The organism is Streptomyces sp. NL15-2K, from assembly GCF_030551255.1.
GTDB lineage: Bacteria > Actinomycetota > Actinomycetes > Streptomycetales > Streptomycetaceae > Streptomyces.
In genome coordinates, this window is record NZ_CP130630.1 from 10,811,864 (window position 1) to 10,827,658 (window position 15,795).

Genomic DNA, 15,795 nt, shown 5'->3' on the forward strand with positions numbered 1-15,795 from the left:
GGTGCCTGTCATGCCGGATGCCGAAGACGTACGCAGAATCGCCCTGTCGCTGCCGGACACGACGGAGAAGATCGCCTGGAACATGCCCACGTTCCGGGTGGCGGGGAAGATGTTCGCCACGCTGCCCGAGGACGAGACCTCCATCGCCGTGCGCTGCCCCAAGGAGGAGCGCGACGAACTGGTGCTGGCCGAGCCGGAGAAGTTCTGGATCGCCGACCACGAGGCGCAGTTCGCCTGGGTGCGGGCACGTCTCGCCGCGTTGGAGGACGAGGGGGAACTGCGGGACATACTCGCCGACTCCTGGCGCCAGGCGGCCCCGCCCCGACTGCTGGACGCACACCCCGAGTTGGGCCTGCCGGCTGCGGACTGACACTCCGTCGGGCGTTGTCAGTGCCGCGTGGCATGATCCGAAGCAGCGTGGGAGCCGGGGCGGAGGGGGCTTCGGCTACCACGGATTCTTTTTGGGGCTCGGGCTCCGGCTCGGGCTCCGGCTCGGGGTCGGGCCAGGGCTCGTGGGGAGCGCAGGGGAAGGGCCTCCCGGAATAAAGCGGTGCGCGACCACCGACCCGAGTGCGGTATTGTTTCCATGCGCGTCCGGCCAGGGAAACCCCAGGTCAGACAGGCACCGGGACGTGGCGCAGCTTGGTAGCGCACTTGACTGGGGGTCAAGGGGTCGCAGGTTCAAATCCTGTCGTCCCGACGGTGTTCACCAGCGGGTCTGCCGGAAACGGCAGGCCCGCTGGATGCGTTCGCGTGACACGTAATGGCGGCGTGATGGCAGCCCTGAGCACGCGGCGCGCGGGGCCCGGTCTCAGATCGCGCGGTCTGCGGATGCCGGGTGGGTCTGGTGTTACGGGAAGTACGTCCTTGCCGACGCATGGAAAGCGATCCCCTTGACGGGCCCGACAACCCCTTGAATACGTGGTGTTGCCCCCCCCTCACAGCCGCATACCCTGTGTTCAGGCTTCCGGGTCAAGCCCGTGTGGTGCGGTCAGGGCTTCGTGGGTCGACTCCAGGATCTTCTCCGACAGCTCTGTGCCCGCCGTGGCCCGGGCGAGCAGGATCGCGCCGACCAGGGTGGCCACCATGGGAAGGCCGTCGTTGGTGTCGGTGGACAGCCACGCGGCGAATTCCTCGACTCCGGCTGCGTACGTTTCGCGCACCTCGCCGGCTGTGGCCTCGCGAGCCATGTCCCCGGCGAAGCCCGCGGTGGGACAGCCGGTGCCGGGCTGGTCACGGTGCTCGGCCGACAGGTAGAAGTCGACGAGGGCGCCGCGCGCGGTGTCGTGATCGCCGTGGGCCGTGTCGAACGACGCCAGGAGTTGGTCAAGGTCCCCGAAAGCGGCTTGGGCCGCCTCGGCGATAGTGGAGTCGCAGGCAGGTGTGCCCGAGTTCCGAGGCTGTCCGTACCTGGCTGTGCAGATCGAGCTCAAGGACCGGAGCCATCCTGCGAGTCGGGTGGCGCACCGGGTCAAGGAGGGCCTGACGGCCTTTTTCCGCGCCGAGGCCGAACAGGGCGGGGTGAGCGATCCCGACCTGCTGGCCCGGCAGCTCAGCCTGGTCTTCGACGGCGCCGGCGCCCGCGCGGGGATCGGGGCCGACAGCCTGGCCGGGCTCGTCGCGCCCACTGTGACCTCCCTGCTCGATGCGGCAGGCATGCGCTGACGCATCACCTTTTCGCACAGACCAGGGCTCCGGCCGCGGGCTTCAGGGTTGTGCAGAGTTCGGGCGCTGAGGCGGTGTCCTGCGACAACTGCCGCTCCACCGCCCGCATCGTCACCCAGTCCCCGCGGTTCATCCGGATCGCCATCGTGATCAGGGTGCGCGTGCCGGGCAGTGCGGACTGCGCGTGTTCGCGCTCGCCGGCCAGGTCGGGGTGGTCCAGGCTGACCGCGGCCGGCCGCGTCGTCCGCGCCGGCCGCCAGGCCCAGCTCGTGCGGCGGTCATGCCGATTCGATCACCCCCGGCGGGCTCACCGCGTCACCCGCCGCGCGGCGGACGAGCGAGGCCAGCACCGACGGGTGGGCAGCCGGCTTCGCGGAAGCCTGGGATCCGCCGACTGTCCCTGAGTGTCGCGCGCGGTAGTCGTCCGGCCCCCTGATGGGTCCAAAGGTGGCGCCCGCTGACGTGGCCCCGCGGGTGGTTCCGTGTTTGAGCTTGCGCATGGAAACCGATCGGTTTTCGATCAGTGGAAACCGATCGGTTTCTGATTGTGGAGGCAGGCATGACAGCACTGAAGGACGCGAGCGTCTTCGTCACCGGTGGCAGCCGCGGCATAGGCAAGGCCCTGGTGGAGGAGCTCTATGCGCGCGGTGCGCGCAAGGTCTATGCCACGGCCCGCGACCCGCGCAGCATGACGCATCCCGACGCGGTCCCGGTGGCGTTGGAGGTCACCGATCCGGCTTCCGTGGCGGCGGCCGCCGCGCATGCCGAGGATGTCACCGTACTGATCAACAACGCCGGCGCGTCGGTGGGCGCGTCCTTCCTCGAGTCGCCGGTCGACGACGTGCGCCGGGAGTTCGAGACCAACTTCTACGGCCCGCTGCTGGTCGCCCGGGCTTTCGTGCCGGTGATCGAGCGCAACGGCGGCGGCCACGTGCTCAACGTGCACTCCGTGCTGTCCTGGCTGGCCCTGGGCGGCTCCTACAGTGCCTCCAAGGCCGCTCTGTGGTCGCAGACGAACTCCCTGCGCCTGGAGCTGCAGCCGCGCGGCATCGCTGTCACCGGACTGCACGTGGGATACGTGGACACGGACCTGGCGGCGGGCGTCGAGGCACCCAAGTCCGATCCTCGTGACGTCGCCGCACTCGCCCTCGACGGCGTCGAGGCCGGAGCGTACGAGGTGCTCGCCGACGACGTCTCGCGTCAGGTCAAGGCGGGGCTGGCCGGGGACCTGGCGGGGCTGTACCCCCAGCTGTCGAAGTAGGGCCGAGGCCGGAGCGAGCGCCGCCTGCCGTAGGCCATGGGCGTCACCACCCTGCCGCCGGACCGTACCCGAGTCACTCAACCGCAGTTCACACGCAGGGTTCCACGACGTGACGTTGGTCGGGGAGTCCCTGGGCGCGGTGCTCGCCCTGACCACTGCGGCCGATCTGCCGGAGCGGGTACGGTGCGTCGTCGCGGTGAACCCGTACGACTACCGTGACGGGATCGCCCGGTCCAGTGCCCTCGCTCGTGTGGTGATCGGCGGTGCTCTCATGCCGGGGGTGGGCCCGGTGGTCGCCGGGGTGGAGCCCAAACCCGTCCTTCGCAGGATCTTGCAGGGCGGCGTGGGCGACAAGACCGCTGTGCGGGAGGACTACCTGGACGAGCTCCAGAACCTGCCCAGCCAGCCTGCCGCCGACTTCACGCAGGTGCCGGAAGCGGGCCACTTCATCTCACTCGAGAGGCCGGAGACAGTGGCCGACCTGCTGACCTCGGTGGCGTGAGCCGTCGGCCGGAGCAGTGCTCTTGGCGAACGAGAGCCATGCCCCGGCAGCAAGAGCCATGCCCCGTGGGTGTCAACCAGTGGCGCGAAGAGACGGAATGGCCCCTGTCGCGGGCGGTGGACACGGACTTTCACCTGCGCGCCGACGGACGTCTGACCCAAGTTGACTTCACCGACCACGTGCTGCCAGTTGGTGTGGGTCCGCGGGCCCATGATCAGCGTGGCGGACCGGCCGGCCCGGCGCATGGCGGTGAAGTTGTCGAGCGTGCCCTGGCTGAAGATGTCGTACCAGCCGCCGAGCTGGTGGCCGCGAAGAGCACCGCCCGGACGCGGCCGGTCACCTCGACGTCCTCGGTGAGCGGTTCGGTGGTGAAGACCAGGACGTCCTCGCGCGCCTCCACGGACGGACGGGCCCTCGACCGACTGGGTGGTGCGCCTGTGCGACGTCGACGAGATGGGTGTCTCCCGCAATGTGACCGACGGCATCGTGCGGGTGCGCGCGGCGACACCGGCGAGGCGGCCGAGCACGTCGTGGACCTGTGGTCGACCAGCATCGTCTTCCGGGCGGGGCACCGTTCCCCGAGCATGCCGCCGTAGCCCCCACGCTCGCGGCAGGGGCCTGCGTCTCGCCGCTCACCGCCCGCGAGTACGATGTCCTCCGCCTCGTCGCGGCCGGCCACACCAACCTCGAGATCGGCGCCGAGCTGAACCTGTCGGTCAACACCGTCAAGACCTACCTGCGTGAGGTCATGCGCAAGCTCGGCACCCGCAACCGCGCCCAATCATGAAGGCGCGGTCAGCGGGTTGCTCTGATCCCATGGGCAGCCGCGAGGAAGGGCATGGGCGGACGAAGGACGACGCTGTTCCGAGGCCGTCAGTTGCTTGACGCAACGTGCTAGACTGAAGGCATGTTGGGCCGGACCTACGAAAATCAGCTGTGCTCCATAGCGCGGACCCTTGAGGTCGTCGGCGAGCGCTGGACCTTGCTGATCATTCGCGATGCGCAGCTCGGCCTGCGCCGGTTCGAGGAATTTCAGGACAGCCTCGGTATCGCCCGCAACGTGCTTACCAACCGCCTCGCGAAGCTGGTCGACGAGGGGTTGCTGGAGCGGGTCTGTTACCAGGAGCGGCCCGCCCGCTATGAGTACCGGCCGACGGGCAAGGCCAAGGACTTGCTCACCGCCGTGCTTGCCTTGATGCACTGGGGTGATGAGCACGCCGAGGACCCGGCCGGCCCGCCGCGGGTCACGAGCCATGCGGGATGCGGGGGCAACGTTCGGGAACGGCTCGTGTGCACCGAATGCGGACAAGCGGTGGGGCCGGACGCCGTTCTCCTGCTTCCCGGCCCGGCGCTTACCGACTCCCCGGCCTGACGTCCGAAACGTTCCTCGATGGACGGGCGGGCGCTGCCGCCGGCGTCCGGCTTCGGCGAGTCCACTGCGAGGCGCACGCTGAACTCACCGCGGTCACCCACTCGATGCACCAAGCGGGCCGGGCCCTTCGGCCGCCGGCGCTTGCGGGTGTGCGAGGTGTGCGAAGGGGTGCACCTTTGATGGGTCCGCTCCGAGCCCGGACCCGAACCGTCGGAGTGGGCCGGTGAAGCGGCTCCGCACCACATGCGGCATCTGTCGTGCCGGGCTTCCTGGGGCGGCTTCCTGGGGCGCCGACGCGCGGTGCGTGACCACGTCCGCGACAACGTAGCGGAGCAGCTGGTCCATCCATCCGTCCGTCCGGCCGGCCGTGCGCCGTCGGCGCCTTGGCCGGCTCCTGCTCCAGCACCACGAACAACGCCGCGACGATCAGGCCTTGTCAGCCCCGCGGCATCCCGCCCGCAACCTCGGCAGTTGCTTCACGCAACCCATGCGACTAAGGTCCAAGTTGCTTCATGCAACTCACTCTTCCCGTCCCCGTGAGGTGTCGCCCGATGGCCAAACAGAACAAGCTCGACGACCATCCCACCGTCGTCCAGGTCCGCCTGCGGCGCGACCGTGACGCCGCCCGGCCCGCCGAGCCGCTGGATGCGGCATGGCTGCGGGAGCTGTGTCTCGAAGCGGGTGCGGACGACGTCGGTTTCGTCGAGATCGACCGGCCGGAAATCGCCGACCAGCGAGCGGACCTGGGCGCCGCGCTGCCGGGTGTCCGAACGTTGATCAGCTTCGTGGTCCGAATGAACCGGGAGAACATCCGCACTCCGGCGCGCTCGGTGGCCAACCTGGAGTTCCATCACAGCGGCGACCACACCAACGAGGTGGGCCGGCGAGTGGTGGCCGAGCTGGAGGCGATGGGGGTGCGCGCCCTCAACCCCGCGATGGGTTTTCCGATGGAAATGGACAAGTTCCCCAGGAAAACGTGGGTCGTCGGGCACAAGCCGGTCGCCGTGGCGGCCGGGCTCGGCAAGATGGGCATCCACCGCAACGTCATCCACCCCAAATTCGGCAACTTCATCCTGCTGGGCACCCTGCTGATCGACGCGGAGATCAGCGACCGATCCGAGCCCCTCGAGTTCAATCCCTGCCTGGAATGCAAGTTGTGCGTGACCGCCTGCCCGACCGGGGCGATCGCCTCCGACGGTCACTTCGACTTCTCCGCCTGCTACACGCACAACTACCGCGAGTTCATGGGTGGCTTCGGCGACTGGGTCGAAACGGTTGCTGACAGCCGTGACGCCGCCGACTACCGCTCGCGCATGGATGACAACGAGACCGCGTCCCTGTGGCAAAGCCTCTCCTTCGGCGCCAACTACAAAGCGGCCTACTGCATGTCGGTCTGCCCGGCCGGCGAGGACGTCATCGGCCCCTGGCTGGACAATCGCAAGTCACACCTGGACACGGTCGTCCGCCCACTGATGAACAAGGAAGAGACCGTCTACGTCGTCTCGGGTTCCGACGCCGAGCAGCACGTGGCCCGCCGCTTCCCGCACAAACGCACGAAGCGAGTAGGGCAGAGCTTGCGAGCGAGCAGCATCGAGGGTCTGGTGGAAGGCATGCCGGTGGTCTTCCAGCGTGAGCAGGCCGAAGGGCTGTCCGCGACCTACCATTTCACCTTCACCGGCGCCGAATCCCGGCAGATCACCGTGACCATCCGCGACCGCGAACTCGATATCGCCGAAGGGCATCAGGGCGAGCCGGATCTCCGGATCACCGCCGACGCGCGCACTTGGCTGCGTTTCCTCACCAAACAGTCAGTGCTGCCGTGGGCGCTGCTGCGCGGCCGTATCAAGATGCACGGCTCGCCGAAGCTGCTGCGTGCCTTCGGCCGTTGCTTCCCGTCCTGACCGGTCTTGAAGGAACGGACCGTCGAATTACGGACCGTCGAATTACGGACCGTCGAATTATCACCGCGAAAATGGAAGGCCGATCATGAGCACTCTCCGTACCGAGGTCGAGCGCGACCTCGTACTGGAACGCAAGGAAACGGTGGCCGAAGGTGTTGTGCTGCTGACCTTGAGCGACGCGGAAGGCCGGCCGCTGCCGGAATGGCAGCCGGGTGCACACGTCGACCTGATATTGCGAGCGGACCTGGTCAGGCAGTACTCACTGTGCGGGGACCCGGGGGACCGGTCCCGTCTTCAGGTCGCGGTGCTGCGTGAGCCGAAAAGCCGGGGCGGGTCGAGCTACGTGCACGACGAGCTCTCCGAAGGCGAGTCGGTGCGCATTCGCGGGCCCCGCAACAACTTTCCGCTCGTGAAGGCCAAGCGCTACCTGTTCATCGCAGGCGGGATCGGGATCACCCCGATCCTGCCCATGGTGGCGGCCGTCGACGCGCGCGGCGCCGACTGGCGTCTCGTCTACGGGGGTCGCACCCGAGCGTCGATGGCGTTCGGTGAGACTCTGCAGCGGGCGTACGGAGACAGGGTGAGCCTGCGGCCGCAGGACGAATACGGGCTGCTGGACCTGCCTTCGCTGCTCGGCAAACCGCAACGGCGGACAGCCGTCTACTCCTGCGGCCCGGAAACCGCTGCTCGCGGCGGTCGAATCCGGCTGCGAGAAGTGGTCGAACGGAGCCCTGCACGTGGAGCGCTTCGCCGCGAAGAAGGACGTCACCGACCGGCCGCGCACGACCTTCGAGGTCGAGCTCGCCCAGTCCGGCCGGACGCTGCTGGTCTCTGAGGACATGTCCGTTCTTGAGGCTGTCGAAGATGCCGGTGTGCCGATGATGTCGTCGTGCGAGGAGGGAATCTGCGGAACCTGCGAGACGATGGTGTTGTCCGGGGCGATCGACCACCGCGACTCGGTCCTGAACGACCAGGAGCGCGCGGCGGGCAACAGCATGATGATCTGCGTCTCCCGAGCCAAGGGCGACCGCCTGGTCCTCGACCTCTGATCCACTGCGGGATCGGATGACCGGGCCGCGGCCCATCTGCCCAGTCGGTGCCCTCGGGCTGTCGCCGTCTCCTTCAGCTCATCGCGGGCAGCGCCGAGGGCCGCCAGGTCTTCACCACCATGGAGCGCGACTTCGACGCCGACGCGGTGAAGTCCATCGACTCGCTGTTCGTGCTGAAGTCCGACGTGACCTCGAAGCAGCAGGGCGCGGCGCTCCAGGCGTACGCCGAGTACCGCGTTTCAGCCGGCCCGGCCGTGGCTGATCACGTCCAGGGCCTTGAACTGGCGGGCGAGGTTGTAGGGCGCGTTGAAGGTGGTGGAGCAAGTGGTGACCAGGCCGATCCGCTCGGTCTCACGCGCAGGTCCATGTCCGTGCGGCTGGACTGGTTCGTCCCGGGCAGGCGCCATGCGATCCGATGAGCAGGAGGAGACGCCGGGCACCGGGAAGCAGCCGACGGCCCGGAGGGCGCTGGTCCCTGCCCGTCACGATCCGCGGGCGGAGTGCGGCGGCGGAGTGGCCCTTCAAGGCCGACCACCACACACCCGCGCCGTAGGCCAGGTCGTCGAGGCGGCGCGCGGTGGCGTACCGGACGGGGTCGAGGCCGGTCGGTCGTCGGCGGTATTCCAGCGCCACGTCCAGGACGGCCGCCACCGCCGCGACCCGGCGGACACGGCGGGAGACCAGGCAGCCCCCCGCCGTCAGCGGCCACCAGTGGCGGGTCGCCAGCGATCCGCCCTGGGCCAGCGCCGACACCGCGCCGACGGCGGTGAGGCGCACCGCCTGCCGGACGGGTTGTCCCGTGTCCGACAGCGTGCGGGCGATGCGCACCGTGGTGAGGGCCCACAGCGATCCGGCGACGGGAAGGGACCAGCGGCGCTGGACGGCCAGGGCGAGCAGCAGACCCGCGCTCCACGGGGCGAGCACGGCGGGGGCGATGGCGATGGGATGCCGTACGGCCAGCGGATGCGCTCCGGTGCCGTACTCCGCCTTGCGCCGCAACCAGTCGGCGAGTCCGGCCCGGTGCTCGTGGGCGGCCCACAGGGACGGTTCGTACCGAATACGCCGGCCGCCGTCCACCAGGCGCCAGCACAGGTCGACGTCCTCACCCACGCGCATGCGCTCGTCGAACCCGCCGGCCTTGAGCAGGACGTCGGTGCGGGCCACGACGCAGGCGCTCGGCGCCCAGGAGACGGGTGTGCCGGGACGGACGGCGGCCGGGCGGGTGCCCAGGTCCAGTGAGGAGCGCGTGCGCTCGTACCGGCTGATCCATCCGGTGGACTCGGCGGTGCTCAGCGCGGTGATCCGGGGTACGGCCATGGCGACCGACGGGTCGGCGAAGTGCCTCAGCAGCCCAGGCACGGTCTCGGCGGGAAGCACGATGTCGGAGTCGACGAAGGCGACGTGAGGCGTCGTCACCTCCCGCAGACCCGCGTTGCGGGCGCCGGCCGGCCCCAGGTTCTCCGGGAGCGGCAGCAAGCGCGCACCGTGCCGTGCCGCGACGGACGCGGTGAGCTCCGGGTTTCGTGAGGCGTCGTCCACGACGAGGACGGGGCTGCCGCCGGGGACGCAGCAGAGCAGACGGGCGAGCTGACGGGGCCGGTCCCGCACCGGGATCACGTAGGTGCAGGTCGGTTCGGTTCCGGAGGCCGTCGCCGGCTCCGGCAGCGCGGCGAGCTCGGGGTGGGCCAGGCCGGTTGCCAGCAGACGCTCCGCCAGGACCGCGCCCGCCGCGTTCCGGACGGTCAGGGTGCGGCCGGACAGGAGTCCACGCGCCCGGGGGGTGAGCCGGAGCAAGCGTGTCGGATGGCCTCCGAGGAGCGCCCGCCCGTGGTCGAGGACGCGGGTGTCCCGGTCGAGGGTGAGCGTGAATCCGTGGGGGAGCGTCATGGGCGAGCCGTTCTCGTGGGGTGGGTGAGGAGACGGCCACGGGAATCGGGGCACCATGCCGTGATGCGGCGGACGGCCGCTGTGACCATGGTCTCCGCCCGGTCGCGGCCCTCCTCGGCGCCGGCTCCCGTGGGGTCTCCCAGGACGCCGTTCGGCGCGAGGGCGCGGACTCCTCGGGCCCTCAGTTCCGGCATGAGCTCGGTGAGGGGGCGGACGTTGCCGGGCGCGGCCGCGGCGAGGCGGACGTCGTCGGGGGCGAAGTGGAGCATGAGGGAGGTCTCGGCCCGGCCGGCGTGGGCGTCCCCGCCCGGCACCTCGCAGCTGAGCCAGGCCACGTCGTGCCCCTCCGCGCGGAGTTGGGCGACGGCGGAGCCCAGGGTGGGCAGGTTGCCGCCGTGCCCGTTGACGAAGACGGTCCGCCCGGCCCACAGCGACAGGGACCGCACGCTCTCCACCAGCACGAGGCGCAGCGCCTCGTGCCCGATGGACACCGTGCCGGGGAAGTCCGCGTGCTCACCGCTGGCGCCGTACGCGATCGTCGGCGCCACCAGCGCACGGGTCCCGAGGCGGTCCGCCGTCCGGCCGGCCACTTCGGCCGCGATGACGCTGTCGGTGTTCAGAGGCAGGTGGGGGCCGTGCTGCTCGGTCGAGCCGACCGGGACGAGCACCAGCGGTCGTTCCGGCACCCGCGGCCAGGCGGTGCGCGCCAACTCCGCCGCAGCCACCCGCCGTTGAGGGGCCGACGCGGTCATGAGCCGAGGGGGTCCGCGGTGCGTGTCGCGCCGAGAGTACGGAGGAAGCCGTCGGGGATGACCAGGTCGTCGGGAGACAGTTCGTGGATGGAGGAGTGCGCGAGTCCGAGGACGGCGGAGTCGAGGCCGCCGCGCAGGATGTCGAGGACGTTCTCCACGCCGGCCTGCCCGGCCGCGCCCAGCCCCCACAGGTAGGCGCGGCCGATGAGCACCGCGCGTGCCCCCAGCGCCAGCGCCTTCGCCACGTCACCGCCGCGCCGGACGCCGCCGTCGAGCAGCACCTCTACCTGGTCGCCGACCGCCTCGACGATCGACGGCAGCACGCGGATGGTGGCCGGCGTGGTGTCGAGGTTGTTGCCGCCGTGGTTGGAGACGGAGATCGCGCAGACGCCCGCGTCCACGGCGCGCTTGGCGTCGTCGACCCTGGTGACACCCTTGAGCAGGAACGGACCGCCCCACTCCTCCCGCATCCACTTGACGTCCTCCCAGGTGGGAGGCGTCGTCCGCATCCACTCTCCGTAGGCGCCGAAGAAGGTCGGAGCCTTGCCGTCCGGCGGTTTGAGGTTGGGGGTGGTGAGGTCGGGGATGGTCCGGGACCTGGCGAACGTCCACAGCCAGCGCGGGCGCGTGACGACCTTGGGCGCGAACCTCACCGCCGTCTTCAGGTCGAGCTGGTCCGGGATCTGAGGGCTGCCCCAGTCCCGGCCGTGGGAGAAGGACCAGTCGAGCGTGGCGATGAGCGCCCTGACTCCCGCGGCCCGGGCGCGTTCCATGTGCTGCGCCATCGCCTCACGGGTGCCGGCCCAGTACATCTGGTAGAAGGTGTTCGGGTTGGCCTCGATGATCTCTTCCAGGGGCTTGGACGCGAAGGAACTCAACCCCATGATCACGCCGCGGTTCGCCGCCGCCCGCGCCACCGCCACCTCACCGTCGGGATGGACGGCCTGCACGCCCGTGGGGGAGATGACCACCGGCAGAGCGGTCTCCACGCCGAGCACGGTGGTGGACAGGTCGCGTTGCGCCCGATGGCCCACGACATGCGGTGCGAAGCCCAGTTCGGCGAAGGCGTCGAGGTTGTCCTCGATCGTGCGGCCCCGTTCCGAGCCGGCCACCAAAGCGTCGTAGACAGTGCTGGGAAGGTACTTCTTGGCGCGGCGCTGAGCCTCCGCGACGGTCTCGAACCAGGGATTTCTACCCATGTTGCGGCTCTTTCTCGATCGGCGGTGCGTCAGGTGAGCTTCAGGCCCGCCAACGGGTTCTCGTCGCAGGCGCTCACGGGGGGCCGTTCGATGTCCTGGCGCGTGGTGAGGACGAGGTCCACTGGGCCGGGCCCCCCTCGCCGGGCGGGCGAGGTGCGGTGGGAGTGGTCGTCGGAGGGCTTGGGCAGGTGGTCGCGCCCGGCCGGACGCTGAGCCAGCAGCTGCTCGCCGTACCCCTGGACGCACTCGGGGTCCGGCCCGTCCAGCGGCAGCCCCGTGAAGAACTTCGCGGCCATGCAACCGCCCTTGCACGTGCTGTAGAAGGAGCAGGAGGCACAGGCCCCGCCGGTCTGCGGCTCGCGCAGTCCCTGGAACAACTCCGACTCCCGCCACACGCGCGCGAATCCGCCGTCCTCACGGACGTTGCCGGCCAGGAAGTCGTCATGGATCGCGAACGGGCAGGCGTAGACGTCCCCGACCGGGTCGATGAGGCACACCACTCGGCCGGCCCCGCAGAGGTTCAGGCCGGGCAGGGCCTTGCCGTAGGCCGACAGGTGGAAGAAGGAGTCGCCGGTGAGGACCTGGTCGCCGTGGGCGAGCAGCCAGTCGTACAGCTGCCGTTGCTGCGCGGAGGTGGGGTGCAGCTCGTCCCACACATCGGCGCCGCGGCCCGACGGACGCAGCCGGGTCAGCCGCAGTTGCGCGCCGTAGCGGTCGGCGAGCGCTTTGAACTCGTCCATCTGCGGGATGTTGTGACGCGTGCACACCACCGACAGCTTGAAGTTCTTCATGCCGGCGTCGGCGAGGTTGCCCATGGCGCGCACCGCGGTGTCGTACGAACCCCTGCCGCGCACCGCGTCGTTGACGTCGGCGGTGGCACCGTCGAGCGAGATCTGCACGTCGACATAGTCGTTGGCGGACAGTCGGCGGGCGATGTCCGGCGTGATCCGCACGCCGTTGGTGGAGAACTTCACGCCGACGTGATGGGCGGTCGCGTAGTCGAGCAGTTCCCAGAAGTCGGCGCGCACGGTGGGCTCTCCGCCGCCGATGTTGACGTAGAAGACCTGCATGGTCTCCAACTCGTCGATGACGGCCTTGGCTTCCGCCGTGCTCAGCTCACGCGGGTCGCGTCGGCCGGAGCTCGACAGGCAGTGCGCACACGACAGGTTGCAGGCGTAAGTCAGCTCCCACGTCAGGCAGATGGGGGCGTCCAGGCCGTGCTCGAAGAGGTCGACCAGGCGCGGGACGCCTGGCGCGGGGGTTGTGGTGGTCATGGGCCCGGGCTCCTTTCGATGACCATCGAGGACCGGGCGAGCGCGGACAGGGCCGCCGCGAAACGAGGCAACTCCTCTTCGCCGATACCGGCGCCCGCGCAGGCCGAGCGCGCGGTCGGGGCCGCCGCGAGCGACCGGACGACCTCGAGCAGCCGCCGGTCCTTGAGGAAGGTGAGTTTGCGGGTGCCGAAGTGGTACAGCAGCGCACCGAAGGGTTCCGGGCGCACCGAGACCTGCGGGTGCAGGTCCCACGCGCGGTCCAGGTTCAAGGCGGTCATGAGCCCGGCTCAGTAGACGCCGCACATGCCGTCGATCGAGACCTCTTCGACGAGCTCGTCCTCCTCGACGAGTACTTCGGTCCAGGTGGCCTCGCGCGGGAGCTGTTCCTCGGTCTTCGTGGCGTCGTGGTCGTTCACGTGGGCTCCCTCGAATAGGGGATGTTGTCACGGAGCGATGGCGGGACGGTGGGGAACGGGACGGCGCGCAGGTGCGGATGGCGCGAGTCGTCCAACAGCCCAGGAGACTAGTGGCACACGGTGCCAAAAGGAAGATGTAGGCTCGACCCGCTTCTCGGGCGCGTGCGGCTGGGGTTGGGAGCTCTGGTTGATGAGAGACATCCCCGACGTGGTCGTGGTGGGTGCCGGCGCCGCGGGCGCGGCGGTCGCCGCACGCCTGAGCGAAGACCCGGACCGCAGCGTGCTGCTGCTGGAGGCGGGACCGCTGCCACCGGACCCCGACGCCTTCGGCCCCGCACTTCTCGACGCGCGGCGGATCCCCGGCGCGCAACCGGACCATCCCGGTACCCACGCGTATCCCGTGCATCTGATGCCCGGTCGACCCTGGACCGTGCCCCGCGGGCGCATCCTCGGCGGCTCCACCACCGTGAACGGTGGCTACTTCGTGCGGGCCCGCCGGGAGGACTTCGAACGCTGGGCCGCCGCCGGCAATCCGGCCTGGTCCTACGCCGAAGTCCTGCCCTTCCTGCGTGCGTTGGAGACCGATCTGGATTTCGGCGCCGGCCCAGTGCACGGCGACGGCGGCCCCATGGCCGTGCGGCGTGCGGCGCTCGACCATCCGGCGGCAGCGGCGTTCCGGGACGGCGCCCTCGCGCTGGGCTATCCCGTGGAACCCGACAAGAACGACCAGGGGAAACCCGGGTTCGGGCCCGTGCCCTCCAACGCCGTCGACGGTGTACGGCGCAACGCGGGACTGAGCTACCTTCCGCCCCAGGTGCTGGCCCGGCCCAACCTCACCGTTCTGGGCGGGAGCCACGTCGTCAGGGTGGTGATCGAACGCGGGCGCGCCACCGGTGTCGTGGCCCGGCGGAACGGCAGCCCCGCGGTGATCGACGCGGGCTCCGTCGTCCTCAGTGCCGGGGCCTTCGCCTCGGCCCAGCTGCTCCTGGTCTCCGGTGTCGGGCCGGGCGCGGACCTCGAACGGCTCGGCATACCAGTGCTCCGCGACGCGCCCGTCGTCGGGAGGCGCTTCAGTGACCATCCGCAGCTGGTCCTGGAATGGACTCCTCGGCGCGACCTGGGGGCACCGGAGGAGAACTGGCTGGGCGGCTGCCTGCATCTGCCGTCCGGAGTGGGGGAGAGCGGCGACCTCGCGAGCCCGGGTGACCTGGAGATCCTCCAGTCCCTGATCCCCATGGCCGGACTGATGCGGGGGGAGGTGAGCGTACCCGGTGCCCCTCTTGCTTTCCTGGTCTCCGCGCAGACACCGCGGCCCACCGGCACACTACGGCTGGTCTCGGCCGACCCCGCCGTCCTGCCGCACATAGACCAGGGAATGCTGAGCACCCCCGACGACTACGGCCGGTTGCGCGAGGCCGTTCGTGCCACAGCCGCCCTCATGGCCACGCCGCCCCTGGCCGGCCTCTCCGACGGCCTGCTGGGTCCGCCTCCGGCCGTCCTCGACGCCGACTCGGCGCTCGACGATTGGATCGCCGGAAATCTCGGCACCGCCCAGCACACCTGCGGGACCGTGCCCATGGGCCCGGCGGACGAGCCCGGGCGCGCGGCCGTCGACCAGTACGGCCGGGTGCACGGTATCCAGGCGCTGCGCGTGGCGGACACCTCGATACTTCCTGACGCGCCGCACCGCGGACCCGCCGCGACCGCGGTCCTCGTCGGCGAGGTCGTCGCGGATGCCATCCGCAGGGAGCGGCCGTGACGCCTGGCCGCTCGCAGGACGGCCGTCACCCCAGTCGGCCGAACCCTTCCGCGACCTGCCGGACGGTCTGATCCAGCAGGTCGGTCAGACCGGCGCTCTCGTCCCTCAACCAGTATTCGTACGCCGTGATGGCCGCGGCAAGGACACTGTGACCGACCAGCCCAGGCAGCAGATCGGACGGGGAAAGGCCGGTTCGGGCCGCGGCGAAATCGGTGACGATCGCCCGCCACGAGGCGTATCGCAACGTCGCGTCGGCCTGCAGGGTCGGCACGCGCAGGATGAGTTCCATACGCTGCCGGTGCCACGGCACGTCGACGGGGTCGAACCGGTTGAACTCCACGACGGCGCTGCGCACGGCATCCATCATCGGGACTGCCGGATCGCTCGCCGCCAGCAGGGCCCGCAGTCTGACCAGCTGCCCCTCGAAGTCACCCCACACGAGGTCGTTCTTGGACGCGAAGTAGCGAAAGAAGGTGCGTCGTGCGATGCCCGCGGCCGTGGCGATGTCGTCGACCGTCGTGGAGTCGAATCCCTGGCGGGCGAAGAGCTCGAAGCCCACCCGCTCCAGGGCCGCCGGTGAGGTGGCCGGTGGCCGGCCGGTCCTCGCCGGCGACGCTGTGGCATTCCTCCCCTGCCCAGACGCCCTCACACCGCATCCTCCCCGCGTCACCGGAACCCGGCCCGCTCGTCTGAGACGTCGAGTCCCGAAGGACACTACCGGTGATGTGCCGGCATGGATGAGATGCGTTGACGTCGGC

General features: G+C 70.2%; 17 protein-coding genes, 1 tRNA gene and 3 pseudogenes. 11 read left to right on the forward strand and 10 right to left on the reverse strand.

Annotated features, from left to right (window positions below):
- The first annotated feature begins 10 nt into the window (after positions 1 to 10).
- Together Q4V64_RS47270 and Q4V64_RS47275 are read left to right on the forward strand one after the other, a co-directional pair.
- Entirely contained in the window at positions 11 to 370 is a 360-nt protein-coding gene (locus Q4V64_RS47270; protein ID WP_172629006.1) for an MmcQ/YjbR family DNA-binding protein, read from the forward strand.
- Between the two features lie 256 nt (positions 371 to 626).
- Positions 627 to 700: transfer RNA gene (locus tag Q4V64_RS47275), tRNA-Pro, on the forward strand.
- Between the two features lie 259 nt (positions 701 to 959).
- Here the strand turns inward: Q4V64_RS47275 and Q4V64_RS47280 are convergent.
- On the reverse strand, positions 960 to 1,433 hold the full coding sequence (locus Q4V64_RS47280) for a TetR/AcrR family transcriptional regulator (protein WP_172629000.1): 474 nt from the start codon (positions 1,431 to 1,433) through the stop codon (positions 960 to 962).
- Here Q4V64_RS47280 and Q4V64_RS47285 point away from each other — a divergent pair.
- A pseudogene (locus Q4V64_RS47285) lies at positions 1,366 to 1,665 on the forward strand (TetR/AcrR family transcriptional regulator); the annotation flags it as partial. The gene Q4V64_RS47280 and the pseudogene Q4V64_RS47285 sit on opposite strands and share 68 nt — an antisense overlap.
- Positions 1,666 to 1,669: 4 nt before the next feature.
- On the opposite strand, the gene Q4V64_RS47290 reads toward Q4V64_RS47285, so the two are convergent.
- A complete protein-coding gene (locus tag Q4V64_RS47290) occupies positions 1,670 to 1,810 on the reverse strand; it encodes a hypothetical protein (RefSeq protein WP_216377537.1) in 141 nt (46 codons plus the stop codon).
- Positions 1,811 to 2,224: 414 nt separating this feature from the next.
- Between Q4V64_RS47290 and Q4V64_RS47295 the strand changes: the two genes are divergently transcribed.
- Together Q4V64_RS47295 and Q4V64_RS47300 are read left to right on the forward strand one after the other, a co-directional pair.
- Entirely contained in the window at positions 2,225 to 2,926 is a 702-nt protein-coding gene (locus tag Q4V64_RS47295) for an SDR family oxidoreductase (RefSeq protein WP_124437544.1), read from the forward strand.
- Between the two features lie 103 nt (positions 2,927 to 3,029).
- Positions 3,030 to 3,428, forward strand: a pseudogene (locus tag Q4V64_RS47300) (alpha/beta hydrolase); the annotation flags it as partial.
- A gap of 214 nt (positions 3,429 to 3,642) precedes the next feature.
- Here the strand turns inward: Q4V64_RS47300 and Q4V64_RS47305 are convergent.
- A complete protein-coding gene (locus Q4V64_RS47305; RefSeq protein ID WP_253266737.1) occupies positions 3,643 to 3,828 on the reverse strand; it encodes a CocE/NonD family hydrolase C-terminal non-catalytic domain-containing protein in 186 nt (61 codons plus the stop codon).
- A 138-nt stretch (positions 3,829 to 3,966) separates the two neighbouring features.
- Here Q4V64_RS47305 and Q4V64_RS47310 point away from each other — a divergent pair, with 138 nt between their 5' ends.
- From Q4V64_RS47310 to Q4V64_RS55775, 5 genes and pseudogenes are all read left to right on the forward strand, one after another.
- Positions 3,967 to 4,215 (forward strand): helix-turn-helix transcriptional regulator, encoded by a 249-nt coding sequence (locus Q4V64_RS47310; RefSeq protein WP_172629005.1) that lies wholly within the window; start codon positions 3,967 to 3,969, stop codon positions 4,213 to 4,215.
- Between the two features lie 120 nt (positions 4,216 to 4,335).
- Entirely contained in the window at positions 4,336 to 4,800 is a 465-nt protein-coding gene (locus Q4V64_RS47315; protein ID WP_124437542.1) for a helix-turn-helix domain-containing protein, read from the forward strand.
- A gap of 551 nt (positions 4,801 to 5,351) precedes the next feature.
- Positions 5,352 to 6,701, forward strand: coding sequence for an SCP2 sterol-binding domain-containing protein (locus tag Q4V64_RS47320; RefSeq protein WP_124437541.1), 1,350 nt, complete (start codon positions 5,352 to 5,354; stop codon positions 6,699 to 6,701).
- Positions 6,702 to 6,786: 85 nt separating this feature from the next.
- A pseudogene (locus Q4V64_RS47325) lies at positions 6,787 to 7,750 on the forward strand (PDR/VanB family oxidoreductase).
- Positions 7,751 to 7,797: 47 nt separating this feature from the next.
- Entirely contained in the window at positions 7,798 to 8,169 is a 372-nt protein-coding gene (locus tag Q4V64_RS55775) for a hypothetical protein (protein WP_348540830.1), read from the forward strand.
- Here the strand turns inward: Q4V64_RS55775 and mftF are convergent.
- From mftF to mftA, 6 genes are read right to left on the reverse strand one after another with little or no spacing between them, the layout of a single operon-like run.
- A complete protein-coding gene (mftF, locus tag Q4V64_RS47335) occupies positions 8,102 to 9,637 on the reverse strand; it encodes a mycofactocin biosynthesis glycosyltransferase MftF (protein ID WP_216377532.1) in 1,536 nt (511 codons plus the stop codon). The two genes, Q4V64_RS55775 and mftF, sit on opposite strands and share 68 nt — an antisense overlap.
- Positions 9,634 to 10,389 (reverse strand): mycofactocin biosynthesis peptidyl-dipeptidase MftE, encoded by a 756-nt coding sequence (gene mftE, locus Q4V64_RS47340; protein ID WP_124437540.1) that lies wholly within the window; start codon positions 10,387 to 10,389, stop codon positions 9,634 to 9,636. Before mftE ends, mftF begins: the two co-directional genes overlap by 4 nt.
- The gene (mftD, locus tag Q4V64_RS47345; RefSeq protein ID WP_124437539.1) at positions 10,386 to 11,588 is read right to left on the reverse strand and encodes a pre-mycofactocin synthase MftD; all 1,203 of its coding nucleotides are present in this window, start codon (positions 11,586 to 11,588) and stop codon (positions 10,386 to 10,388) included. The genes mftE and mftD overlap by 4 nt, the downstream gene beginning before the upstream one ends.
- 29 nt (positions 11,589 to 11,617) lie before the next feature.
- Complete coding sequence (mftC, locus tag Q4V64_RS47350; protein WP_124437538.1) at positions 11,618 to 12,862, reverse strand: mycofactocin radical SAM maturase; 1,245 nt, start codon at positions 12,860 to 12,862, stop codon at positions 11,618 to 11,620.
- A complete protein-coding gene (gene mftB, locus Q4V64_RS47355) occupies positions 12,859 to 13,140 on the reverse strand; it encodes a mycofactocin biosynthesis chaperone MftB (protein WP_124437537.1) in 282 nt (93 codons plus the stop codon). Before mftB ends, mftC begins: the two co-directional genes overlap by 4 nt.
- 9 nt (positions 13,141 to 13,149) lie before the next feature.
- Positions 13,150 to 13,278, reverse strand: a complete 129-nt coding sequence (mftA, locus tag Q4V64_RS47360) for a mycofactocin precursor MftA (protein ID WP_124437536.1) — start codon at positions 13,276 to 13,278, stop codon at positions 13,150 to 13,152.
- A 190-nt stretch (positions 13,279 to 13,468) separates the two neighbouring features.
- Here mftA and mftG point away from each other — a divergent pair, with 190 nt between their 5' ends.
- Positions 13,469 to 15,037, forward strand: a complete 1,569-nt coding sequence (gene mftG, locus Q4V64_RS47365; RefSeq protein ID WP_124437535.1) for a mycofactocin system GMC family oxidoreductase MftG — start codon at positions 13,469 to 13,471, stop codon at positions 15,035 to 15,037.
- A 25-nt stretch (positions 15,038 to 15,062) separates the two neighbouring features.
- On the opposite strand, the gene mftR is transcribed toward mftG, so the two are convergent.
- Positions 15,063 to 15,686, reverse strand: coding sequence for a mycofactocin system transcriptional regulator (mftR, locus tag Q4V64_RS47370; protein WP_124437534.1), 624 nt, complete (start codon positions 15,684 to 15,686; stop codon positions 15,063 to 15,065).
- Between the last annotated feature and the right edge of the window lie 109 nt (positions 15,687 to 15,795).